Source organism: Actinomycetota bacterium, assembly GCA_035759705.1.
Lineage (GTDB): Bacteria > Actinomycetota > CADDZG01 > JAHWKV01 > JAHWKV01 > JAJCYE01.
This window is the reverse complement of the sequence record DASTUJ010000199.1, coordinates 1-23074: the sequence shown is the minus strand read 5'-3', so window position 1 is coordinate 23074 and position 23074 is coordinate 1. Positions and strand designations below refer to the sequence as shown.

The window sequence follows — 23074 nt, the reverse complement described above, 5'->3', positions numbered from 1 at the left end:
GGTTGCCTGCGAGGACGGATTACCTACGTCCTTCAGATGTCAAACCTCGCGCTCGCTCCGGCCCTACTCTAGGCCCCAAACGGCGGCGGCGTTCAGGCCTTGTGTATGTCTATCTCGAACCAGACGGTGGACCGGGAGCCGTTGAGCCTCCTGACTCCCCACCGGTCGGTGAGACGGTCGACGATCTGCAGCCCCCAACCCCCGAGCTGGTCGGGTGTGGTGGGCTTTACCGCCTTCTCGAAGCCTTCACCGGAGTCGGCGACCTCCACCCTCAGGCAGTTTGGATTGCTCCAGACCCCGAGCCAAACGTGTTCGGCTTCGGCGTTGGCAACCCCGGAGTGACGCACGCTGTTGGTGACCAGCTCGGTCACAAGGATGCGCACGTCTTCGTAGGTTTCTTCGGGAACCTGGCTGGCGAGCACCGATAGGCTTCGCCTGGCCTCCGATGCAGCTATAGGCTGCGCAGGTAGCGTCAATTCAATCAGCGGTCTCACCTCCGAGCCCTCCAATGACGGCGCCTAGGGGTCGGGCACTCGGAACGAATGTCTTCGACTCTCATAAGCTGCCGGCTAATCTCTCGGAACACTCCGCTCATTTTTCGTCGTACTGAGCGCCTCAAATTAGCAAGCGGCCGGACCGGGTCCGGGGCAGAGCCGCCATGTTTATTGTTCGCTTCCTTACTTGCCCCATCGGGGGCGTCCCCAAACGATCACCAACGTGCGGCGTTTACCTTTTGGTGTAGATTCGAACGGTCGAACCCCCAGTCGCAGCACCGGTGGCTCGCGGCCGAAGCAGGAGCCACAACCTGCCGGTTCTGGGCTCCGCAGCCCCACGGAGGAAGCAGTTAAATGGCGAACCGAGCGACTCCACCCCCGCCGCCTTATGACCCCAACCGCATGGATGCCCTCCTTCGCGAGCTGGTGGCCCACCTCCGTGAGAACCGAACCCAGCTGCGCGAGGAGTGGGCTCGCCGGATCACCGACGCCCAGCTGCTGACCGCCATGACCCCGGAGGAGATCTTCTCGGAGGCCACCTCGGTCTACGACAACTACGTCGAGGTGCTGGAAACCGGAAGCGTCGAGGCGCTGCAGGACTACGCCCGCAACCTCTCGGAGCGCATCATTCCCCGAGGCGTCGAGACCCACGAGGTCCTCGGCATCGTGCTGCTCCTGCGAGACGTCCTCGCCCGAAGCCTTTTCGAGAAGTACCAGGCGGACTTCGACCTTTTGAACCGGGTTCTGGACGTCTACGAGCCTGCCGCCAACCGCATCGCCAACACGGTGGGCGTTTCGTTCGTGCAGGAGCGCGAGCGAGTAATCCGCCAGCAGCAGGAGGCCATCCGGGAGCTGTCGACCCCGGTGCTCCAGGTCCGCGAGCGCCTGCTGATCCTTCCGATCATCGGCGTGCTGGACTCCCAGAGGGCCCGGCAGGTCACCGAGCAGTTGCTTCGGGGTATCCGCACCAACCGGGCAAAGGTCGTGGTCATCGACATCACCGGCGTGCCGCAGATCGACTCCACCGTGGCCAACAACCTCGTCCAGACGGTCGAGGCCTCCCGGCTGATGGGCGCCAGCGTCATCATCACCGGCCTGTCGTCCGAGATCGCCCAGACCCTGGTCACCATCGGGGTCGACCTCAGCAAGATGAACGCGGTCGGAGACCTCCAGGGAGGCATCGAAGAAGCGGAGCGCCTGCTCGGGTACGAGGTCCGGCGGGTGGAGTCACTGGCCGTCGAGCTCCGCTAGCAGACGGGTCCTTAGGCCATGGCCGTCCCAATCCTCAAGCAGGGCAAATACCTGATCGCATCGATCCAGGCTGCCCTGACCGACAGCGACATGGTTTCGCTGCGGGAGGACCTGATGGAGCAGGTGGGCCGGTACCGCTCCCGCGGCATCATCATCGACGTCACCGCCCTGGACGTCATGGATTCCTTCGCCTCACGCTCCCTGCGCAACATCGCCTACATGACCAAGCTGCGCGGCGCCGAAACCGTCCTGGTCGGCATTCAGGCCGAGGTGGCGTACGCAATGGTGCAGCTGGGGACCAGCCTCGAAGAGGTCAACACGGCCCTGGACCTGGAAGAGGGGCTCGCCTTCCTGGATCAGCTGATTTGATGCCCCGCGTGGGATCGGTCAGGGGCGCAGCACACTGCTGAACGGCGCAGCACTTCCGGCCGACGGCTCCGGCGAGGAGATCGTCACGGTCGCGTCGGACGCCGATGTCCTGATTGCTCGCCAGACCGGCCGGCGGGTGGCCGAGGGCGTCGGCTTCACCGGAAGCGACCTGACGATGATCTCCACCGCCATCTCAGAGTTGGCCCGCAACATCATTCGTTATGCCCTAAAAGGCGAGGTGGTCGTCGCCCCTTTGGTGGAAGGCAGCCGGGTGGGGGTGCTGGTGATCGCCCGGGACAACGGCCCGGGCATCCCGGACCTGGACCTTGCGATGCGGGACGGCTACACCACCGGCTCCGGCATGGGGCTCGGCCTGCCGGGCGCCCGGCGGCTGATGGACGAGTTTGCGATCTCCTCGCAGGTCGCGGAGGGCACCACCGTGGTGATGAAGAAATGGACCCGCGGGCATTGAGGGATATGCGCTTCCTCGACTGGGCCGTGGCGTCCAGGACGATGCCCGGCGAGGTGTCCTCCGGCGACACAAGCGTGGTCGAGCGCGTGCGGGACGGAGCGATCCTTGCGGTCATCGACGGGCTCGGTCACGGCGTCGAGGCTGCAAAAGCCGCCGAGGCAGCCGAGTCGAAGGTCCGGGAGTGCGCCGGAGAGCCCCTTCCGGTGATCCTCGACCACTGCCATCAGGCGTTGCGGGGGACCCGGGGCGCGGTGATGACGCTGGTACACATCAATGAACACGACGACACCCTGACCTGGATGGGCGTAGGCAACGTCGAAGGCCGCTTGTGGCCGGCGGTGCCGGGAGACACCCTGGTCAGGCAGGCCCCGCCGCTGCGGGGCGGAGTGGTCGGGCACCACGTGCCGAAGGTGCACAGCAGCACCCTCCCGCTCAGCCGGGGAGACCTCATCGTCCTCTCGACCGACGGCATCAACAACCACTTCCACGAGGAGTTCAGGCTCGGTGGGACGGTCAAGCAGATCGCCGACCACATCATCACGGACTACTGGGGCGAGATGGACGACGCCCTGGTCCTGGCCGCCCGGTACCTCGGCAGCGCCTGAGGCCTGCGGGCAGGCGTTTGAACGGATTGACGTAGGCTAGAACCGATGTCGATTTGTCTTTGGGGAACGAGCCGAAAGTGAATGCAGCCCCATGAAAATCGAGGAGCTTCCAGTTACCTCCGATGCCGAGCTCGCCGAGCAGCGGTACCGGTTCCTGCTCACCGCCAGCACGATGCTGTCGGCGGCGCTCGACTCGGCCTCAACCATCGAAGCCCTCGGACGTTCCGTGGTCCCGGCGCTCGGCGACCTCTGCCTGATCGACACCGCCGACCCCGGTGGAAACCTCAACCGGGTGGGCGCCCGAGCCAACGAGGTGGAGCTGGCCGCTTCCATGCTGCGGGTCAGCCCGGTCCCCGGAACGCCGCACCCGGCGATTCTGGCCGCCGACACCGGCGAGATGGTCATCCTGGACAACGCCACCGACTACGAGCTACAGGTCATAGCCGGCAACGAGCACAACTACGAGATGTTGAGGGAGCGCAACCTGCGCTGGTGCCTCAGCGTTCCGATTGTCGCCCGGTCCGCCCTGGGGACTCTGACCCTTCTCTCAGACCCGACCGACTCCGGCAGCCGGTCGATCGTCCCCACGATGGCCGAGGACCTGGCCCGCCGCGCGGCGCTGGCGATGGACAACGCAAAACTCTACGAGTCGAGCCGGGACATGGCCATCACGCTCCAGCGCAGCCTCATGCCGTCGGCCCTCCCACGGGTTCCCGGGCTCGACATCGCTGCTCTGTACAACGCCGGCGGCGAGGGGGCGGAGGTCGGCGGGGACTTCTACGACGTGTTCCCCACCGGCGCCGGCGACTCCGGTTGGGCTGCGGTCATGGGCGACGTCTGCGGAAAGGGCGCCGATGCGGCCGCCTTATCAGCACTGGCACGGCACTCGATCCGGGCGGCCAACGTCAACCTGCGCAAGCCCCGCCGGATCCTGGCTTTCCTCAACCAGCTCGTGCTTCAGGGCGACTACCACCGCTTCATCACCGTGGCCTACTGCCGCATGAAGTTCGTCGAGGGCGGCGTCCAGATCACTCTCGGCCGGGCGGGCCACCCGCCTCCCCTGGTGCTCCGCCGGGACGGAACCGTGGATGCCGTGGGCAAGCCGGGTACCCTGATTGGGGTTACGCCCGACCCGAAGCTGGCGGATCAGGTTATTAAGGTGCTCCCCGGGGAATCCTTAGTTCTGTACACCGACGGGATTACCGAGGCAAGGGGACTGGAAGGTCAGTTCGGACAGGACCGGCTCGAGACGGAGCTGGGCAGGTGCGCCGGGAAAAGCGCCCAGCAGATCGCCGACCATCTAGAAGAGGTGGTGGAGGCCTTCCAGACCGAACGTTCACACGACGACATGGCAATCCTGGTGATAAGAGTTGATCCGGATGCCGCCCCGGCGGTGACGGAACCTAGAGCTTGAACTGTTTGGAGGAACGTCATAGATCTCAAGATTGAATCAAGGACCGCCGGCCGCTGGACCGTCCTGAAGCTGGCCGGTGAGGTCGATGTCTACACCTGCGGGTTCCTGCGAGAGGCCATCGCCAAGGTGGCCGACGAGAAGAATCACTTCATTGCGGTCGACGTCCAGGCGGTGGAGTTTATGGACTCCAGCGGCCTCGGTGTGATCGTCGGCGCCCACAAACGCCTGAAGGGCGAGGAGGGCGAGCTGGTGCTGGTGTCGCCCAACAAGCAGATGCGCAGGATCCTGGCCCTGACCGGCCTGGACCAGATCCTCACCGTCCGCATCAGCGTCGACGAGGCAATTCGCTCCTAGTCATCACTTGAACCCGGCAGTCGCCCAAAGCAAGGGAACCCCCGGCCGAAGCCGGAGGTTCCCTTTAAAAAGTGCGCCTACTCGTCGGCAGGCTGGGGGTTGTCCCCGGCGCGTACTGCGGACCCGGCTGCCCCGCCGCCGCGGCGGCTGCTCTGGATCTCGCTGAACTCGGGGGTGTGGTTCGCAGCATCGCCCCGGGGTCCGAGACCTGCCTCGCCCTCGCCCATGGTGTCGTCGGGGCTCTCGTTGACGGGACGGTCATCCGCGTGCAGCGGGGGGTTTCCAACAGTCCTAAGACCGGTGTCTTCAGCTTCGTCAGTCATCCTCAGCCTCCCTTTGCTAGACGACTATGCAGGCAGGGGATCTGCCCTAAAGTTCTCTTGGTTCCTGCCCGCGATCCAAAATGGCTAAACCCGGTAAGCGATGCATTCCCGCGGCGGTACCATGGGATATGACCTCGCTGTCCGCAGAGATCCTGCTGCTCGCCCTGGACGACGAGAAGGGGAACGTCCGGATGGGTGTCTCGAGCACCCTGGACACCGCGCTGGCCGGCGCCCAGCTTCTGGACCTGGCGCTTGCAAAGCGCATAACCATCGAGGACAAGCGGGTGATCCCGCGGGACGGTCCCCCTCTGGACGATCCGGCGCTCGACTCGGCACTCAGACGGATCCTGGAGCAGAACGAGCACAAGAAGGCCGAGAAGATCATCCCCAAGCTCACCAAGGGCCTTCGCAAGCGCCTTCTGGCCCAGCTCGTCGACAACGGCATCGTGCGCGAAGACGAACGCAAGGTGCTCGGATTCTCCAGGAACCGTTACCCGGAAATGAACCCTGCGGTGGAGGACGAGCTTCGCCGCCGCCTTCGTGATGTGATCCTGCTGGAGCGGACGCCGGACGAGAGGACCGCGGCGCTGGCTGCGGTCATTCAGGCGGCCGACCTGGAGTCGCTGATCATGAACCGCGAGGAGCGCAAGGCCTCCAAACAGCGACTGAAGGCTCTTGCCGAACGTGAGGCATTGAGCCCGGCGATTCGACACGCCATCGCGTGGGTGAACGCGTCGGCCATGGGATAGTGGCGGCATTCCTCCGCCTCAGCCGTTTCGGCAGTTCGTCGTCCTCAGGCCGCTGAATCATCCCGGCAGCCCGGATTGGGCTGAAACAAACTCGGGGGGACCGGCATCCCACCCCGCATGACAGCCACCCAGACCCCCGTTGTCAAGCCTCGCCGCAGCTTCCTGAACCTCGCAGACCAGACCCCCGCCAGCCGTGACCGTTACGTCGACTTCCTCCGCGCCTTCAGCATCCTCGTCGTTGTGCTCGGACACTGGCTGGTCACCGTCGTCTACTGGAAGAACGGCCGCCTCGTCGGCGTCAACGCGCTCGAGAAGATCCCGGCGCTCTGGCTCGCCACCTGGCTTCTGCAGGTGATGCCGCTGTTCTTCTTCGTCGGCGGGTTCTCCAACCTGGTGACCCTCGACTCACTGAACCGCAAGGGCGGCACCTACTCCGGCTTCGTCTCCACCAGGGCGGCCCGCCTGCTCAAGCCCACCGCGATCTTCCTGGCGGTCTGGATTCCGATCTCGATCGTCCTCGACGTCTTCTTCAACCTCAACGTCCGGGCATTCGAGCTGTCGATGAAGCTCCTCACCGCTCCCCTGTGGTTCCTCGGCGTCTACCTGATCATGATCGGGATGGCGCCCAAGATGCTGAAGATCCACCGCCGCTTCGGGCGGGGGGCACTCGCCACGATGGCCCTCGGCGCAGTGGTGGTCGACGTTCTCGGCATCTGGCTGGAGTTGCCGTTCATCGGCGCCCTCAACTACCTTTTCATCTGGTTGTTCGCCCACCAGCTCGGATTCTTCTACGCCGACGGTTCGCTGCTCCGGCTCGGTCGCAAGGCGTTCCTGGCGATGGCCGCCGGAGGGCTGGGCGGCCTGGTGCTGCTGACCCAGGTCGCCGACTACTCGCCGAACATGGTGTTCAACGTCCACGGACGATCGAACACCAACCCCCCGACCGTCTGCATCCTGGTCCTGACCATCTGGCAGGTGGGCCTGGCGATGCTGCTTCGGGACCCGGTCTCCAAGGTTCTCGCCCGGCGCAAGCCGTGGGCCGGAGTTATCGCCCTCAACGGCCTGATGATGACGATGTTCCTGTGGCACATGACCGCAGCTGTGATCATCGCCGCCGCCGTCTACCCGCTCGGGTTCCCCGGACCGGAGGCCGGCACGCCGCTGTGGTGGGCGCTTCGTCCGGTCTGGGTGGCGATGCTCGCAGGAACCCTGCTGGTGCTGGTGATGGTCTTCGGCCGCTACGAGCGGGGCCGTCCGAAGCGGGAGGCAGCGTCGGCCCCGGGCTCGCAGCCCGATACCGTTCGCCTGCCACTGACCCGGGGCCAGCAGGTCGCCACCGTTCTCGGGCTCGTCTACTGCATTCTCGGCTTCATCGGGTTCGCCACCGCCAGCTTCGGCGGCTTCGCTTCGGCCGACGGGAACGCCCTGTTCGGCTTCACGATGAACCCGCTGCAGAGCCTCATCCACCTGGTGGTCGGCTGGTCCCTGCTAAACGCCGGCAACGCCGGCGCGAGAAGGGCCCGCTCCGCCGCATGGCAGGCGGTCGCGCTGCTCGCGGTGCTGGGGCTGGCCGGGATCCTGTTCCTCGGGGCCAACCCCAGCTTCAACGTGATCGCCGTAAACCGGGCGATCAGCGTGCTTCACCTGCTCTCCGCCGCCGGCGCCGCCGGGGCGCTGCTGGTCAAGCGGAGAGTGAGCGTTCCCGCCTAACGGCGGGCCGCCGTCTTGCCGTACTGGCGGATGGAGAGCGGCACGAACACCGCCAGGATCCCCGCCACGCAGATCAGCGAGTAGGCAACCGGGTGCTGCATGGACCAGACATCCGCCGCCGGCATTCCGCCCGTGTTCCCGAACAGCACCCGGGCGGCCCGGGCCAGCGCCGACACCGGGTTCCACTCGGCAAACGCCTTGAGAGGCCCGGGAAGGTTCTCGCTCGGAACGAAGGCGTTCGAGACGAAGACCAGCGGCATGATGAACATGAACGAGGCGTTGTTGACGACCTCGACGCTGGACACCTTCAACCCCACGTACGCCATAATCCAGCTCACTGCGTAGGAGAACAAAAGCAGCAGCAGGAACCCTGCGATGGCGTCGACGATCGAGGTGCGGATCCGCCAGCCGACCAGCAAGCCGGTCAACGACATCACGATGATCGAGATTGCGTTGTAGAAGATGTCGCTGGCGGTGCGGCCGATCAGAACCGCCGACTTGGAGATCGGCAGGGACCGAAACCGGTCGATGATTCCCTTGGTCATGTCCTCAGCCAGCCCGGCGCCGGTGAACGTCGACCCGAAGATCACCGTTTGGGCGAAGATCCCCGCCATCAGGAACTCCCGGTAGTTGACTCCCGGGACGTTGATGGAGCTTCCGAACACGTACGAGAACAGCAGGACGAACATGATCGGGGACATGGTGGTCCAGATCAGGACCTCGGGAACCCGCTTGATCTTGATCAGGTTGCGCTTGGCGACAACCGCGCCGTCGGCAAAAGCCAGAGCCAGTGCACTCATCGGGAGCTCTCCTTCTTATTCTTCCTGTCTTTCTTGCCGCCCTTGCCGTCCTTCGCCGCTTCATCCTCTTCTTCGGTGCCGTGACCGGTGAGCGAGAGGAAAACGTCGTCCATCGTGGGCCGGTGAAGCCCCACGTCGGCCACCTTGATCGACGAGTCACCGAGCAGCTGCAGCACCTGCCGCAGGTCCTCGACGCCTCCGGCGACACCGGCCGTCAGCTGCCGGGCCTGGTCGTCGACCTGAACCTCGTCAACTGCGAACTTCATCAGGATGGTCTGGGCGGTGGGCAGGTCTTCGTGGTCGACCAGCACGACGCCGATCCGCTCTCCGCCGATCTGCGCCTTGAGTTCGGTTGCGGTCCCCTGCGCGATCTTCTGTCCCTTGTCGATGACGACGATGTCGTCGGCGAGCCGGTCCGCTTCCTCCATGTACTGGGTGGTGAGAAGAACAGTCGCTCCTTCGGAGACGAGGGTTTGGATCGTTTCCCACATCTGGGACCGGCTGCGGGGGTCCAGGCCGGTGGTCGGCTCGTCCAGGAAGATGACCTCCGGCTCCGCCACCAGCGCCGCCGCCAGGTCCAACCGGCGCCGCATGCCTCCGGAGTAGGTCTTGGCAGGACGATCGCCGGCGTCCGTCAACGAGAAGTCCTCCAACAGTTGGCGGGCCCTTGCCCGGGCGCCCTTGCGGCCCAGGTGGTACATGCGGCCGACCATGTCGAGGTTCTCGAACCCGGTCAGCTGGTCGTCGATGGCTGCGCTCTGACCCGAAAGGCCGATGCGCTTCCTGACTTCCTGCGGGTTGGTCCGGACGTCGAGGCCGGCGACCATCACTTCACCCTCGTCGGGCTCGAGCAGGGTGGAGAGAATTCGTACCGCGGTGGTCTTGCCGGCGCCGTTCGGCCCGAGGAGTCCCAGCACCTTGCCCTGGGGAACCCTGAGGTCGAGGCCGTTGAGGGCCACAACCGAGCCGTACCGTTTCACAAGGCCCGACGTTTCGATCATGTCGGACATCAGCATCACCCCTTCCGTGGATCTAGCTGTAGAGAAGTTTTCGTTTGAGACATCGAGGAAAACTCGTAGATCGAAAGCTATCGCCGAACTAGGACAGTTCTTGGCCGCTATCGCAAAAGCGGGCGCGATTAAGCAGAGGTTTGTGTCGAGGCCCTTTACTCGGTCCCGAAGGTCTCCTGGAACTGCTCGAAGATGTCCTGGGAGTCCTCCCAGTCGGAGTCCCGGGTCTGGAAGTTGAGGGCGAAGCCGTACTCGTCGTCGGCGAATCCCAGGTTGGCGGCGTGGAGGGCGGCGCCGCCGCTCGTGTAGGTCCACTCCCAGATGGCGGCGGTGTCGAAGTCGCCGAACCGGGTCTCCTCGATGCGGATCTCGTTGTAGTTCTGGTGGCGGGAGGCAAAGGCGGGCGCCTGCTGCTCCCAGGCGGCGGCCGCGTCCTCCCCGGGCTCGTCGGTCCAGTCGACCAGCAGGTAGCGGCTGCCCGAAGCCTGGAACCGCACCGAGCTGCCGTCGCCGAGCGGGTTTTGGACGGTTCTCCAGTCGGACGGGTGGCCGATGCTGTAGCCGGTGTCGCCCACCGGGGAGCGCTGCCAGCCGTCGGGCAGGGAGGCCGCCCGGGCTGAGGACTCATCCGGCTCCTCGGCCTGCGACTCCTCGGTGTCCTGGGATTCGGCCGACTGCTGCGGCGGCGGGGCAGCCGGGGCGGCGGGCGATTCTGCCTGCGTGGCCTCGGGCGACTCGACTGCGGTTTGGTTGTCCGGTTCGTCGTTGTTGTTCTGCAGCCGGGGCACCAGGAAGACCAGCAGCAGCAGCAGTGCGATCGCACCGGCGGCGATCGCCCAGCCGTTGCCGCCCCTGCCGGTTTCCGGAGGCATCGGGGGCGGCGGCTCGGAACTGCGCTCCACAACCTCCCTCACCGGGACGGCCGCGGCCGGTTCGACGTACCTGCGCTCCTCCACAACCTGTCGTGGCGGCTCGACAACCGGGACGTCGGTGAGTGTTTCGGGGAGGGCGGCCGCGGCGGCGACCCGCGTGGCGCCGGTCCTGCCGTCCGGCTCGTTCTCTTCCGGGGCCTCGGGGCCGCTTCCGTTCGCTGCTACGCCGGCGAGTATCGGGCGAAGCGATTCGCCGGTCGGTCGCTGCGCCGGGTCCTTGGAGAGCAGCAGTGAGATCACGTCCTTCAGGGGGCCTGCGTGCTCCGCCTCCGGGGCCTCCTCGTTGGCGATCGCCATGAGGGTGGGCATCGGCCCGGGCCGGTCGAAGGGGCCGCTGCCCTCGGTGGCGAAGAAGAGGGTGGCGCCGAGGCCCCAGTAGTCGGTGGCGGGGTCGGCCGCCTCCCCGGTGGCCTGCTCGGGCGACATATAAGAAGGAGAGCCGATGACCATGCCGGTGGCGGTGAGGCGAGGGTCGCCCTTGATCGAGGCGACGCCGAAGTCGGCCAGCTTGATGCGCTCCTCCCCGACCATGATGTTTGCGGGCTTTACGTCTCGGTGGACTATGCCGCTGGCGTGGGCGACCTCGAGCGCATCGAGGACCGCCAGGCCGGTGACGGCCGCACGCTGGGGGGTGAAGGGTCCGCCCTCCTCGACGAGCTCGCTGAGGGTGGGCGAATCCACCAACTCCATCGCGATGTAGATGTGGTTGTCCTCCTCGATCACGTCGTAGACGGTGACCGCGGAGGGGTGGCTCATCTTGGCTGCAGCCCGGGCCTCCCGGATCACCCGCTCCCGCACATCGGCCCGCCCGTCGGTCGTGAGGTTGGTGGGTAGCTGGACCTCTTTGAGGGCCACCATCCGGCCGAGAACCTCGTCCCGGGCGCGCCAGACGGTGCCCATGCCGCCGCGGCCAATGGCCTCGTCGATCTGGTATCTCCCGGCTATGACCCGATCGTTCACGGGTTGCCTTTACCCACTATCCGGGGCGCTGATAGCCGGTCGTTGGTTTAGCGGCCGGCTCTGCCTGATCGGATGAAGCGGCCTGGTTGACCCGTTCGAGGATCGTCTCCATCTCCTGTTTGGTGATCAGGCCGAACGCCCGGGCCTGGTAGACGTCGTCGAAGGTACCCGGCTCGTAGTCAGCGTTCTTGTAGTCCAGAGCCCTGCCCATCGTGGGCTGGGAGGCCTCACCCTTGCGCTCCTTGAACTTGTACCCGGCGATCTTGTCGGCGAGCTCGTCGAACGACATGAGCTGCGCGTTGTACTCCCGGATCCAGCGGTTGGCGGGACTTTCTCCTTCTACCATCAAGTCCTCCTCTAGTCGCTTGTGAATTAGTTACCCATACGAGATGAGCGTGAAGAGTGGGCTCACAGGTTGCGGCGGTCCTCCACGAACTCCAGCAGGATCCCGTCGGGGTCGGGGACGAAGAAGTAGCGGACACCGGTCCGGCCTTCGACGATGTTGACACCCGCGGCCCACCCCCTTTGTTCCACAAAGGCCCTGGCCTCCTCGATCGAGTCGACCTGCAGCGCGAAGTGCTTCGAGCCGATGCGGGGAAGGTCGGTCTGCAGCTGCCCTGCGGATTCCGGGGCCGGTTGGGGGTCGCCGAAGCGGAAGATCTCCAGGAAGGTCTCGCCCAGCTTGAGGTGGCAGATCTGAGCGCTTCCGCCGGGGTCGGTCCAGTCCAGGACCGGCTGGAACCCAAGCTCGCCGTAGAAGGCCTTCGAAGCAGCCATGTCCGAGACGCTGATCGCTGCGTGGTGGAAGCGGAAATTCATGGGTTCACGCTGCTTCGTCGGGCGATTCGAGGTAGATCTCCACCGACAGCGGCTCGGCGTCCGCCGCCAGAACGAGCGCCGGGTTGCCCTTCAGGGCCTCGGCGAACTCGTCGACCGACGCGGGGGTGCCCCACCAGTCGTTGCCCACCGGTACCTTGGCCAGGTCCCCGGTGTTCGGGAAACGGTAGACGATATGGAGGTGGAAGACCGCCTCGTCGGTTCTTCCCGGAAGGACCACCTGGCGGGAGAGGTCGACCTCGTAGGCGCGGCCCTCGCCCCAGTCGTAGCTCCCCCAGTCGAGGAGGAGCATGTCCTCGTCGTCGCCGGGGTCGCAGCCGTTGACCCGGACCTCGGCGTAGTAGTGGAGCATCAGGTCGAAAACCGTCGCGTGGGGGTCCTTTTCGGGGTCGACACCGTTGACTGCGGCGAAGTGATCGAACCCCGTCTGGATGTCTTCGGGGTCGACCGGGGGCCAGGGTTCGGGTAATTCGTCCATTGCTTCAACCTACCCGACCGGGTCGGGTTGTCACCGCCGGCCCCTACGATGGGGGCATGACTGAATCGGTGGTGGCCACCCGGGCACTCGAACTGCTGCGCGAGCTGTCCGGCCCGCAGGCGGAGTTCCGGGAAGGCCAGCTGGAGGCCATCCGGGCTCTGGCCGAGGACCGGGGCCGGGTTCTGGTCGTGCAGCGCACCGGCTGGGGCAAGAGCGCGGTCTACCTCATCACCACCAAGCTGCTGCGGGAAGCCGGCGGCGGGCCGACCATCCTGGTCTCCCCCCTGCTGGCGCTCATGCGCAACCAGATCGCGATGGCCTCCCGGCTGGGGGTGCGGGCGGACACCATCAACAGCTCCAACGCCGACGAGTGGGAGCGGGTGGAGGCAGCCATCGCCGCAGACACGGTCGACCTGCTGCTGGTTGCGCCCGAACGCTTCGCCAACCGGCGGTTCCAGGAGGACGTGATGCCGGTGATCGGCAGCCGGATCGGGTTGGTGGTGATCGACGAGATCCACTGCATCAGCGACTGGGGCCACGACTTCCGCCCGGACTACCTTCGCCTGAGGCACATCCTCAACCGGCTGCCGGCGGGCATCCCGGTTGTCGGCACCACCGCCACCGCGAACAACCGGGTCGTCCAGGACGTCGCCGGCCAGCTGGGCAGCTCTCTCGTGCTTCATCGGGGCGGCCTGGCCCGCGGCGGACTGAGGCTCCACGTGTTCCCCATGCCGGACGCAGCCCAGCGGCTGGCCTGGCTGGTCGGCGCGCTGAAGCAGCTGCCGGGAACCGGGATCGTGTACTGCCTCACCATCCGGGACGTCGACCGGGTAACCGCCTGGCTGCAGCGCCACGGCATCTCGGCGTCGTCCTACTCCGGTGACGGGGAGGCTCCGGATCGCATCCAGACCGAGCAGGACCTGCTGGAGAACCGGGTCAAGGCGGTGGTCGCCACATCGGCGCTGGGGATGGGGTTCGACAAGCCGGATCTCTCGTTCGTCATCCACTACCAGTCCCCCGGCTCCCCCATCGCCTACTACCAGCAGGTGGGCCGGGCCGGGCGCGCCCTGGAGACCTCGTGGGGCGTACTGCTGGCCGGCGAGGAGGACCGGGACATCCAGGACTGGTTCATCAAAACCGCCTTCCCGCCCAAGGCGGTGGCCGAGGAGGTCGTCGGGATTCTCGAGCGGGCGGGCGCGCCGGTGAGCCTGAGCTACTTCGAGTCGCAGGTGAACCTCGGGCGGACCCGGTTGACCCAGATGATGAAGGTTCTGGAGGTCGAAGGGGCGGTGGAGTACGTCAAGGGCGGCTACCGGCGGACCGAGCAGCCGTGGACCTACCCGCTGGAGCGGTTCAACGGGGTAACCGCCGCCCGGCGGAACGAGCAGAGGGTGATGGTGGAGTACCGGGACCACTCCGGATGCCTGATGGAGTTCCTGGAACGCCAGTTGGACGACCCCGAAGCCGGGCCGTGCGGCGTTTGCATGAACTGCGCCGGGTCGTCGCTTTCGGTCGAGGTGGACCCGGATCTGGTCCGGGAGGCGGCGGAGTACCTGCGCCAGCGGCCGCTCGAGATCGAGCCCCGCAAGCAGTGGCCATCCGGCACCGGGCTGCGTTCGGGCAAGATCCGGGTCGAGGAGCGGCTCGAAACCGGCCGAGCTCTCGGTGAGTGGGGCGACGGCGGCTGGGGCAGCCTGGTTCGCAAAGGCAAGTACTCGGACGGCGCCTTTCACGATGCGCTGGTGGAGGCTTCGGTGCGGCTGATTCGTGCCTGGGGCCCCCGGCCGGCACCCGAATGGGTGACCTTTGTTCCTTCGTTGACCCGCGATACGCTGGTCGCCGGCTTCGCCGAACGGCTGGCCGGCGCCCTCGGACTTCCGCTCCATCCGGTGGTTGCGAAGGTTGCGGGCAACCGGCCACAAAAGGAGATGCAAAACAGTGCGCAGCAGTATCGCAACGTCGCCGATGCGTTCCGGGTCTCCGGAGAGGTGCCCGGGGGCCCGGTGCTGCTGGTGGACGACGTCTTCGACAGCCGCTGGACCCTCACTGTGATCGGCGTGAAGTTGCGGGAAAGCGGAAGCGGGCCGGTTTTTCCCTTCGCCCTGGCTGCGGCGGCCGGATCGTGAGCGGCTCCGGCAACCGCTCTCTGGCGACCGTCCTGCTGACCACCCGGCTGCTGAAAGGGGCTGAAGCGCCCTTTTCCCCCAAGGACTTCTGGGATCTGATCGCCACCGTGGATGACCCGTCCCGGCTGCTTGGCTGCGACGTTGCCGGCATCCAGTCAATGACCGGCCTGGGGCTGGCAGACGCGGAACGGCTGGCGTCCCTGCTGGAGCGAACGGAGGAGCTCGCCGCCACACGGGACCGGCTCGAGTTGTCGCAGATCAGGATCTTGTCGATTTTCGACGACGGGTACCCGGTGAAGCTGAAAGAGCGCCTCGGGAGCAGCGCCCCCCCGGTTCTTCACGTCGCCGGAGACCCCTCGCTGATGGTGGACGACGGCGTTGGGATAGTGGGGTCGCGCAACGTGGGGCGCGAGGCGCGCGAGGTGGCCGATGTGGTCGCGAGGGCAGCGGTGGAGGCCGGCCTGCCGGTGGTCTCCGGGGTGGCCAAGGGCATCGACCAGACGGCAATGGGGGCGGCGCTGGAGGCGCACGGCGGGGTTATCGGACTGCCGGCAGACTCGTTGGAACGTCTGTTGAAGGACCCCTCGGTGGCCGAGGGAATTGAGGCAGGACGGCTGTGCCTGGCTACGCCCTACGCTCCGTCGGCCGGGTTCAGCGTCGGCGGCGCCATGGGGAGGAACAAGCTGGTCTACGGCCTGTCGCAGGTGACGCTGGTGGTGACCTCCGACGACGGGGCCGGAGGGACCTGGGCCGGCGCGGTGGAGGCGCTTCAGCGCAGTTTTGCCCCGGTAGCGGTCTGGACCGGTCCCGGCGCCGGACCGGGCAACTCGAAGCTGGTGCAAAAGGGCGCGGTGGCGGTGGGGTCGGCGGCGGACGTGCTTTCGGTATGCCGCCCGCAGGGGGCGCCCGAGGAGGACGAGCAACTCCGCATGATCTTCTGAAACAGTTTCCGTTGGTCTTACTGCCAACCCGGCAGCCGCACTTTGGTTCCAGCCTTCAGGCCTTCGGTGATCTCCGCTAGGCCGCCCGAGACTATCCCGAGCTCCACCGGGGCCGCCTCGCCGGCTTCGGTTCTGACCGATGGGCCGTCCGGACCTTCGAAGACCGCCGACACGGGGATTGTGACGACTCCGTCCCGCTCGGCAGTCGTGGCTTCGGCATCGACCTCGGTGCCCACCGGAACGCTCGGCGCATCGGCTCCGAGGGCAATGGTGACCTCGACCTGTCCGTCGACCTCGTCCTTGCCGACCTCGATCACGGTGCCCGTGCCGGGCTGATCGGCCCAGTCGAGCCGGACCACCGTGTCTGGGGACCACTTAGACCTGTCCGCTACGTCGACCTTGGCCGTGACGACCATGCTCCTGGTTCCGAGAGTCAGCACCGGCGTGCCGACGTTCAGCTTGTCGCCGACCCTCGCCCGGCGGCTGATTACTGCAGCCGGCTCCACGATGAAGACGACCTCTCCGACCGAAACGACTCCGTCCGGCGACTCCCGCCCGAGGGCTTCCTCCCACCTCTTCACCGCCGAACCGGTGGCGGAGTCGAAGTGCCGGTCGACGGTCAGGTTCGACCCGTAGCCCAGGGCCGAGAGGTTCTCCTCCAGGGCCCTGATGTCGTCACCGTCCGACGAGGCGGTGCTGAGGTCCCGGAAGAGGGCTTCCGGGGCGAGCAGCGCAACGACCGGTTCGGTGTCCGCTAAGTACAGAACCGAACCACGGTCGGCGACGGCGCCAACCTCCAGCACCCCGGTAAGCGTTGGCGCCGGGGGCGTTCCCAGGCCGTTTTCGGGGTCGGACTTTGCATCGCCCTGGGGCGCCGTGCCGCCGTTGTCCGGGGTTCGGCCGCCCGCGACCGGCCCTTCGGAGGTTTGGTCGGTCTGCCCGGCGGCCTGGTCCGGCGCCCGAGCTTCGGGCCGGGGCTCCGGGTCCGGTGCTGCCGTCGGAGACGGCTCCGGCGAAGGGCTCGAGCTCGGCGAAGGCGAGGGGTCTGGCGTCGGCTCGGGGGACGGCAAGCCAGTCGGTGTCGGGGAGGGAGACGGCGAAGCGACCGGTTCGGGCGTTTCGCACGGCGTAGGGCCGGGACTCGGTGAGGCCGAAGGAGATGGGCCGGGCGCCGGTGAAGCCGTCGGGGTGGGTGCCGTCGTCGGGCAGACCTCCGGCTTCGAACTCGCTGCGATTCGCAGGCCCCCGACGCCGCTGCTGGTGCCGCCGTACACGATGGTCTTGGTTTCGGCCCGGGCCAGGGACCCGGTGACGGTCTCGGTGGTCAGGAGGTCCCGGGCGGTTGCAGTCGCCAGCGGTCCGCCGTGACCGTCTGTTTCTGCGCCGGCTTCGGATCCAAGAGAGAAGACCCCGAAGAGCGACGCCGGCAGCAACACGGCGGCGGCCGTGAAGGCAATGGTTCTCCTCGACGGGCGCATCAGGAAGGCCTCAGCGCGTCGGTCGGCGACAGCCGGGCCGCCCGGCGAGCCGGGTACAGGCCGGCCAGGGCTCCAATGACCAACGAAGCGACAACCGCACCCACGACCCCGACCACCGGCACCCGGATATCCCAACCCCGGAGCACGCTGTATCCGGCGGTCACGGCCGCCCCAAGGACCGCTCCGATCACGCCGCCGGTTCCCGACAGCAGGAGGGCCTCGGTCAGGAACTGCACGCTGACGTGCCGACGAGTGGCGCCCAATGCCCGGCGCAAGCCGATCTCGGATCGGCGCTCCAGCACTGCGATGACCATGACGTTGGCAATCCCGACACCTCCCACCAGCAGCGCAACTGCTCCAAGTCCCAGGAAGAGCGAGGTGAACGCGCTGCTTGCGGCCGCCTTGGCCTCCAGGGCGTCGCTCGGGCGAGAGACCTCCACCGTGTCCGGCTCGGCCGGGTTGGCGGTGGCGGGGACCACGGTGCGGACGTCGTCGATGACCTCCGGGTCGGTCCGAAGGTAGATCGTGCCCGGACTCGGGGTGGTGCCGAACTCTGTTTCGGCAATCTCCTCCCCGATCATCGCCGCCCGGTCCAGGTTGGGGGCCAGCTCCAGCGGCTCCAGGACGCCGATCACGCTGAACCACCGGTCGCCGATCCACACCATGATGTTGTCGGAGACCTCGGTAACGCCCAGGCGCTCGGCCGCCACCGATCCCAGCACTACCACCGGCAGTCCGACGCGGGTCTCGTCCAGCCACTCGCCGCCGGCCATCCGGCCCCGGAGGGTGTCGAGGAGTTCGGGGTCGGTCGCCTGGACCGTGATCCCGCCGGTGCGAGTGGTGGGGACCAGGTCGGTGCGGCGGACGGTCGCGTCGACCACGGTCACTGACGACACGCCCTGCACCGGTTCGATGCGCCCGAGCATCGCTTCGGCCGTCGTCGGCAGGCCTTCCCCGGAGCCCAGCCCGAAGCCGGTGCCTGCCTCGATGGTCAGCAGGTTGGTGCCGAGGCGGTCCAGCGAGCTGAGCAGCTCGGCCCGGGAGGACTCGGAGATGCCGAGGACCGCCACCATCGCCGCAATGCCGATGGCGATGCCGAGCGCGGAGAGGGCGGCCCGCAGGCGCCGGCTGCGCAGGCCGACCGTGGCGATGCGGAACATGTCGCCCGGGTGGACGGCGCTCCGCTGCAGAGGAACGGCGCTCACGGCACCAGCTCGGCAGCGGTGTCCGACTCGATCCGGCCGTCCAGCATCGTGATCCGCCGGGGAAGGGCTGCGGCGATGTCCCGGTCGTGGGTGATGACCAGGATGGTGGCGCCGGTTTCGTTGAGGTCGTGGAGCAGGGCGAGGATCGCATCCGAGGAGCGGGAGTCCAGGTTGCCGGTGGGCTCGTCGGCCAGCACCACCGACGGTCTGCCCACCAGCGCCCGGGCGATGGCCACCCGCTGGCGCTCCCCGCCCGACAGCTTGGAGGGGTCATAGGTGAGGCGGTGCCCGAGGCCGACCTGCTCCAGGGCCTCGACCGCCAGGCTGCGCCGCTGCGCCAAAGACCGGCCGCTGTACAGAAGGCCGTCCGCGACATTGTCGACCGCGGTCATCCCGCTGAGCAGGAAGAACTGCTGGAAGACGAAGCCGATCTCCCGGGCCCGGAGCGCCGACAGGTCGTTGTCGCCCAACTCGGCGGTGTCGTACCCGGCGATCTTCACCGAGCCGCTGGTCGGCCGGTCCAGGGTCCCGATGATGTTGAGCAGCGTTGACTTGCCGGAACCGGAGGGCCCGACGACCGCCGCCAGCTCACCCGGCTGCACCGACAGGTTCAGGTCGTGGAGGACCGGGGTCGGCGGCTCGCCCGGGTACTCCTTATATATGGCGTTCAAAAGCACGATCGGCTCGGTCACCTGGGCACCACGACCTCGGCGCCGGCCTCGATGCCTTCCCCGCTTATCGCAACGAGGTTGTTGGTGTTGGTGCCGACCTCCACGCCGACCAGCCGGTAGCCGTTGGGCGCCGAATCGTCGACCAGCTGCACCGCATAGCCGCCCTCGGCGAGCGCCACCAGGGCGGTGACCGGGGCGACGATCGCTCCCTCCTCCCGGGACCGCTCGATATCGACGTCCACCGAGCCGGACTCAAAGTCACTTGCGGCCGAAGGGTCGTCCAGGGTGATCACGACCGGAACGGTCGGCTCACCTCCGGGCTGGGCCGGGTTGTCCTCCGATTCCGACTCCGCACCGACGGAGGCGACGGTCCCGGTGGTCTCGGCGTCGTCGGGCATGGTCAGCTGAACCTTGGTCCCCGGCTCCAGCTCGTCCGCCCGGGCGGCCTGCAGGTCGACCTGGACCACGCGCGTGGTGGGGGTGGCGGTCAGGACCGTGGCCGCCGAGGCGACCCGGGTCCCCTTCTGCGCCTCGACTGTGGAGACACGGACCGGGTTGGGCAGGAAGATGACGTCGCCCAACTCCACCTTGCCGTCGGGGTTGGCCCGGCCGAGCGCCCCCTCCCAGCGGGCGACCGCCGCCGCGGTGCCCGAGGTGAAGTCCTCGTCCACAGTGACGCCGGCCCCGTGACCCGCGTCGACCAGCCCCTGCTCGAGCTGGCGGATGTCCGGGCCGTTGGTGCTGGAGGAGTCGAGGGCCCGGTAGGCCGGAACGTCGCCGGTCAGCAGGACGGTCGGCTCGAAGTCGATGCGGAAGAGCTCACCGCCCGGTTTGACGGTCGCCTTTGCCTCCGCGACCGAAGTCACGACGCCGGCCCGCTCGGACACCAGGTCCCGGGCCTCGCCGAACCCGAGGGTGCCGTCGAAGCTGTCGCTGACGACCAGGTCCTGCTTCACCAGGCGGGCGGTCGTGGTGGCGACCTTTGGCGGCTCCGCACCCTCGGTCCCCCGGGTGGTCGCCAGCGCAGTGGTGGCGCCGGCAACCGCCAGCACCACCGCCGCAACCACCATCCGCTTGGGCTGCATCAGTCGGCGACCCGGTTAGCCGGTCCGCCGCCGATCCTCACCGGGCCGTCCCCGCCATTCTCCCTGGCGCACTTCTCGAACGCAGCCTGAACCTCGGGGTCCTCCATGTCGACCTCGCCGCCGAACGGGCCGCCCACGGTCACCCTCACGCCGGCGCCGGCGCCGGGGCCGCTCCGGGAGAAGTCGGGGTCCGGAAAGTCCTCGATCCCCTCGTCACGCATGCACTGCGACAGCTCGAGGGCGTTCTCCTGCATCTCCTCGAGGTCCTCCTCGCTGGGACCGGCGCCGGCGATCCGCGGCGGGTCGCCGCACTCGGTGATGGCCTTCTCGAAGTCTTCGCTGAGCCTGACCGCTCCCCCGGAAGGCGGGCCGTCCCCGCTGTCGACCCGGCGTGTGATCTGAAAGCCGCCGTCTTCGTCGACCGTGGCGTCCGGGATGTCGACCCCGTTCTCCCGCATGCACTCGGTCCACTTCTGCATCTCGGCCTCGGCGTCTTTGGTATCGGGCGCCTTGTCGGCTTCGGCGTCGGCGCCGTCCCCCAGCGTGGCGACGCCGGCGCTGCTCGGGGTGCTGCACGCCGCAAGGGCAAGGGCCAGGGCGGGGGCGGCGAGAAGCTTCAGGAGCCTGCGGTGTTCCATTGCGGTCCTCCAGTTCGGTTGTCGTAAACCGAATACTGGAGGCCGACTTTCCAACCGCTTTTAGAGAATCGTCAGAGTTTTATGTGAGTGGTTCGATGGCCAATGCTTCGTCGACCGAAATGGCGAAACCTTCGAGGTTGGGCGAGGTCAGGGATTCGCCCGGGTAAAGAAGCTCCGGCGGGGGGTACGAACCGCCGGACAGCCGGTAGACCTCGACCCGATCCGCCTCGAGGTCGACGTACCAGTACTCGGGGACCCCGAACCGCTGGTACAACTCCCGTTTGCGCACCAGCTCCAAACGCCGCGTGGACGGGGAGGACACCTCCACGACCAGGTCCGGCGCATCTCTCACAAACTTCTTCTCGATCTGCCCCGCCCGGTCCTGCCCGACAAAAAGCACGTCGGGCTCGACCACGTTGTCATCGGCAAAGTACACGTCGAGAGGCGCTACGTAGGCCCCTCCGCCGTATCGCCTGGAGTAGGACTCGAGCCGGAAGAAGATATTTCCGACCGCCTTTTGGTGCCGGACTATCGGGGAGGGGGTCACGATCAGATCCCCGTCGATGATCTCCCGGCGCAGGTGGTCGTCCGGGAAGGTGCCCAGATCCGCATACCGGTAGCTGCCGGCGCCGGGGTTAGCAAGTGCCACAGTGCACCTCCTGAGTTGCCCATGCCGAGGATGTTATGGGCCGCCGGTGACAGTTTAGGGCGGAGCCTGCGCCCCTGCCGGAAGCTCGATGACGAACCGGGCCCCGCCGCCCGGGCGCTCGTCGAACGAGACCTTTCCCCCGTGGGCCTCAACGACCGCTGCGACTATCGCCAGGCCCAAGCCGCTGCCTCCGGACACCCGGCTGCGGGCCGGGTCGGCCCGGTAGAACCGCTCGAAGAGGCGCTGCCGGTGCTCCGGGTCGATCCCCGGCCCCTCGTCGGCGACCTCCAGGCGAACCGCACCGTCGACGGACTTCACCGACACGTGGACCGCCGTCCCCGGCGGGGTGTGAACCCGAGCGTTGGTCAGCAGGTTGCCCACGACCTGGCGCAGGCGCGACTCGTCGCCGGTCACCTGGGCCGGCTCGGCTTCGAAGGTGATCGTTCGGTCCGGCTCGATGGCCCGGGCGTCGGCGATCGCATCGGCGGCGATCCGGTCCACCTCAACCGGCGACTGCTCCAGCGGGCGGCCCTCGTCCAGGTGCGCCAGCAGCAGGAGGTCGTCGACCAGCACCCCCATGCGGTGGGCCTCCTCGTCCAGCCGGCGCATGGCCTCCGAGCGATCCGCCGGGTCCTCCAGAGCCCCGGTGCGCCACAGCTCGGCGTAGCCCAGGATCGAGGTCAGCGGGGTGCGCAGCTCGTGGGAGGCGTCGGCAACGAACCGCCGCAGTCGTTCTTCCGAGGCGGTCCGGGCGGAAAAGGCCTCCTCTATTCGTTCCAGCATTCGGTTGAGCGAGGTCCCCAGCCGGGAGGCTTCGGTCCCCGTGCCGGTCACCTCCACCCGGTGGTGCAGCTCCCCGGCGGCGATGGCCTCGGCGGTCCCCGCCATCTGGGTCATCGGCCTCACGCCCAGCCGGATCATCCACACCGCCACCGCAGCGAGTGTCGCCAGGATGGCGACGGTCATGATCCCGGCTATCGACAGCACCCTCTGCAGGGTGTCACCCATCGGCGCCAGGCTCATACCGATCACCAGCACATCGGAGTTCGGGCCCGGCGCCGCGACCACCCTCCAGTCCTGGGACCCGTCGGACGCCTCGACCGTGAACGGCAGGCTCGGGTCCGATCCGGTCAGGTGCTCCATAACAATGCTGGGCTCGACCTCGGGCAGCTGGGCCGGACGGGCGCCGAGCACGTTGGTCATCGCAGCGACCTCGTCCCGGCCGCCGCCGACCACACCGATGAACAGGTCGGTCAGCACCTCGGGCGCCTGTCCGGCGGGAGCGGAGACGACGGTGCGCTGGGGCGGGGCGAGGGGCACCCCCCTGACCACCTCGCCTCCGAAGACCCGGAACGTGCCGAGCTGCGTGATCCGCCGGGCCGACTCGGTGAGCTGGGTGTCGACGCCCTGCAGCAGCACGGAGCGCACGGTCGCCGCCAGGAAAAGGTCGGCGATCAGCAGCACCGAGGCAATCACCGCGCACCCCAAAAGAATCCGGCGGCGGAGGGTCACGAGTTCAACCT

25 protein-coding genes are annotated in these 23074 nt (G+C 67.5%); 10 read left to right on the top strand and 15 right to left on the bottom strand.

Going from position 1 to position 23074, the window contains the following annotated elements:
• Nucleotides 1-92 precede the first annotated feature (92 nt).
• Nucleotides 93-494, bottom strand: coding sequence for an ATP-binding protein (locus tag VFV09_14180; protein ID HEU4868857.1), 402 nt, complete (start codon nucleotides 492-494; stop codon nucleotides 93-95).
• Nucleotides 495-848: 354 nt separating this feature from the next.
• On the opposite strand from VFV09_14180, the gene VFV09_14175 reads away from it, so the two are divergent.
• The 6 genes from VFV09_14175 (at nucleotide 849) to VFV09_14150 (ending at nucleotide 4959) form a co-directional block, all read left to right on the top strand.
• Complete coding sequence (locus VFV09_14175) at nucleotides 849-1745, top strand: STAS domain-containing protein (protein ID HEU4868856.1); 897 nt, start codon at nucleotides 849-851, stop codon at nucleotides 1743-1745.
• Nucleotides 1746-1763: 18 nt separating this feature from the next.
• A complete protein-coding gene (locus VFV09_14170; protein ID HEU4868855.1) occupies nucleotides 1764-2114 on the top strand; it encodes an STAS domain-containing protein in 351 nt (116 codons plus the stop codon).
• 136 nt (nucleotides 2115-2250) lie between these two features.
• Nucleotides 2251-2586, top strand: coding sequence for an anti-sigma regulatory factor (locus VFV09_14165; GenBank protein ID HEU4868854.1), 336 nt, complete (start codon nucleotides 2251-2253; stop codon nucleotides 2584-2586).
• Nucleotides 2568-3191 (top strand): SpoIIE family protein phosphatase, encoded by a 624-nt coding sequence (locus tag VFV09_14160; protein HEU4868853.1) that lies wholly within the window; start codon nucleotides 2568-2570, stop codon nucleotides 3189-3191. Before VFV09_14165 ends, VFV09_14160 begins: the two co-directional genes overlap by 19 nt.
• Before the next feature lie 91 nt (nucleotides 3192-3282).
• The gene (locus tag VFV09_14155; GenBank protein ID HEU4868852.1) at nucleotides 3283-4605 is read left to right on the top strand and encodes a PP2C family protein-serine/threonine phosphatase; all 1323 of its coding nucleotides are present in this window, start codon (nucleotides 3283-3285) and stop codon (nucleotides 4603-4605) included.
• Between the two features lie 18 nt (nucleotides 4606-4623).
• Nucleotides 4624-4959 carry an STAS domain-containing protein gene (locus VFV09_14150; GenBank protein HEU4868851.1) on the top strand — a complete coding sequence of 112 codons (336 nt, stop codon included), beginning with the start codon at nucleotides 4624-4626 and terminating at the stop codon, nucleotides 4957-4959.
• A gap of 77 nt (nucleotides 4960-5036) precedes the next feature.
• Here VFV09_14150 and VFV09_14145 read toward each other — a convergent pair whose 3' ends face one another.
• Complete coding sequence (locus tag VFV09_14145) at nucleotides 5037-5282, bottom strand: hypothetical protein (protein HEU4868850.1); 246 nt, start codon at nucleotides 5280-5282, stop codon at nucleotides 5037-5039.
• Between the two features lie 128 nt (nucleotides 5283-5410).
• Here VFV09_14145 and VFV09_14140 point away from each other — a divergent pair, with 128 nt between their 5' ends.
• Together VFV09_14140 and VFV09_14135 are read left to right on the top strand one after the other, a co-directional pair.
• The gene (locus tag VFV09_14140; protein ID HEU4868849.1) at nucleotides 5411-6031 is read left to right on the top strand and encodes a GPP34 family phosphoprotein; all 621 of its coding nucleotides are present in this window, start codon (nucleotides 5411-5413) and stop codon (nucleotides 6029-6031) included.
• A 117-nt stretch (nucleotides 6032-6148) separates the two neighbouring features.
• On the top strand, nucleotides 6149-7741 hold the full coding sequence (locus tag VFV09_14135) for an acyltransferase family protein (GenBank protein ID HEU4868848.1): 1593 nt from the start codon (nucleotides 6149-6151) through the stop codon (nucleotides 7739-7741).
• Here the strand turns inward: VFV09_14135 and VFV09_14130 are convergent.
• The 6 genes from VFV09_14130 to VFV09_14105 form a co-directional block, all read right to left on the bottom strand.
• Nucleotides 7738-8541, bottom strand: coding sequence for an ABC transporter permease (locus VFV09_14130; GenBank protein ID HEU4868847.1), 804 nt, complete (start codon nucleotides 8539-8541; stop codon nucleotides 7738-7740). The genes VFV09_14135 and VFV09_14130 overlap by 4 nt on opposite strands.
• Nucleotides 8538-9551: an ATP-binding cassette domain-containing protein gene (locus VFV09_14125; protein ID HEU4868846.1), complete on the bottom strand. Its 1014-nt coding sequence runs from the start codon at nucleotides 9549-9551 to the stop codon at nucleotides 8538-8540. The genes VFV09_14130 and VFV09_14125 overlap by 4 nt, the downstream gene beginning before the upstream one ends.
• A gap of 155 nt (nucleotides 9552-9706) precedes the next feature.
• On the bottom strand, nucleotides 9707-11443 hold the full coding sequence (locus VFV09_14120) for a serine/threonine-protein kinase (GenBank protein HEU4868845.1): 1737 nt from the start codon (nucleotides 11441-11443) through the stop codon (nucleotides 9707-9709).
• 16 nt (nucleotides 11444-11459) lie between these two features.
• Entirely contained in the window at nucleotides 11460-11789 is a 330-nt protein-coding gene (locus VFV09_14115) for a hypothetical protein (GenBank protein ID HEU4868844.1), read from the bottom strand.
• A gap of 62 nt (nucleotides 11790-11851) precedes the next feature.
• Entirely contained in the window at nucleotides 11852-12262 is a 411-nt protein-coding gene (locus VFV09_14110) for a VOC family protein (protein ID HEU4868843.1), read from the bottom strand.
• A 4-nt stretch (nucleotides 12263-12266) separates the two neighbouring features.
• Nucleotides 12267-12758, bottom strand: a complete 492-nt coding sequence (locus tag VFV09_14105) for a hypothetical protein (protein HEU4868842.1) — start codon at nucleotides 12756-12758, stop codon at nucleotides 12267-12269.
• A 56-nt stretch (nucleotides 12759-12814) separates the two neighbouring features.
• Here VFV09_14105 and VFV09_14100 point away from each other — a divergent pair, with 56 nt between their 5' ends.
• Nucleotides 12815-14884, top strand: coding sequence for a RecQ family ATP-dependent DNA helicase (locus VFV09_14100; protein HEU4868841.1), 2070 nt, complete (start codon nucleotides 12815-12817; stop codon nucleotides 14882-14884).
• A complete protein-coding gene (locus VFV09_14095; GenBank protein ID HEU4868840.1) occupies nucleotides 14881-15825 on the top strand; it encodes a DNA-processing protein DprA in 945 nt (314 codons plus the stop codon). Before VFV09_14100 ends, VFV09_14095 begins: the two co-directional genes overlap by 4 nt.
• Before the next feature lie 17 nt (nucleotides 15826-15842).
• On the opposite strand, the gene VFV09_14090 is transcribed toward VFV09_14095, so the two are convergent.
• From VFV09_14090 to VFV09_14060, 7 genes are all read right to left on the bottom strand, one after another.
• On the bottom strand, nucleotides 15843-17303 hold the full coding sequence (locus VFV09_14090; GenBank protein HEU4868839.1) for a peptidoglycan-binding protein: 1461 nt from the start codon (nucleotides 17301-17303) through the stop codon (nucleotides 15843-15845).
• Nucleotides 17303-18508, bottom strand: coding sequence for an ABC transporter permease (locus VFV09_14085; protein HEU4868838.1), 1206 nt, complete (start codon nucleotides 18506-18508; stop codon nucleotides 17303-17305). The genes VFV09_14090 and VFV09_14085 overlap by 1 nt, the downstream gene beginning before the upstream one ends.
• Nucleotides 18505-19200 (bottom strand): ABC transporter ATP-binding protein, encoded by a 696-nt coding sequence (locus VFV09_14080; GenBank protein ID HEU4868837.1) that lies wholly within the window; start codon nucleotides 19198-19200, stop codon nucleotides 18505-18507. Before VFV09_14080 ends, VFV09_14085 begins: the two co-directional genes overlap by 4 nt.
• Nucleotides 19197-20264: an HlyD family efflux transporter periplasmic adaptor subunit gene (locus VFV09_14075; protein HEU4868836.1), complete on the bottom strand. Its 1068-nt coding sequence runs from the start codon at nucleotides 20262-20264 to the stop codon at nucleotides 19197-19199. The genes VFV09_14080 and VFV09_14075 overlap by 4 nt, the downstream gene beginning before the upstream one ends.
• On the bottom strand, nucleotides 20264-20902 hold the full coding sequence (locus VFV09_14070) for a hypothetical protein (GenBank protein HEU4868835.1): 639 nt from the start codon (nucleotides 20900-20902) through the stop codon (nucleotides 20264-20266). Before VFV09_14070 ends, VFV09_14075 begins: the two co-directional genes overlap by 1 nt.
• Before the next feature lie 79 nt (nucleotides 20903-20981).
• Nucleotides 20982-21551, bottom strand: coding sequence for a Uma2 family endonuclease (locus VFV09_14065; protein ID HEU4868834.1), 570 nt, complete (start codon nucleotides 21549-21551; stop codon nucleotides 20982-20984).
• Nucleotides 21552-21605: 54 nt separating this feature from the next.
• Nucleotides 21606-23074: HAMP domain-containing sensor histidine kinase (locus VFV09_14060; protein ID HEU4868833.1), on the bottom strand; the 1469-nt coding region annotated here is incomplete at its 5' end.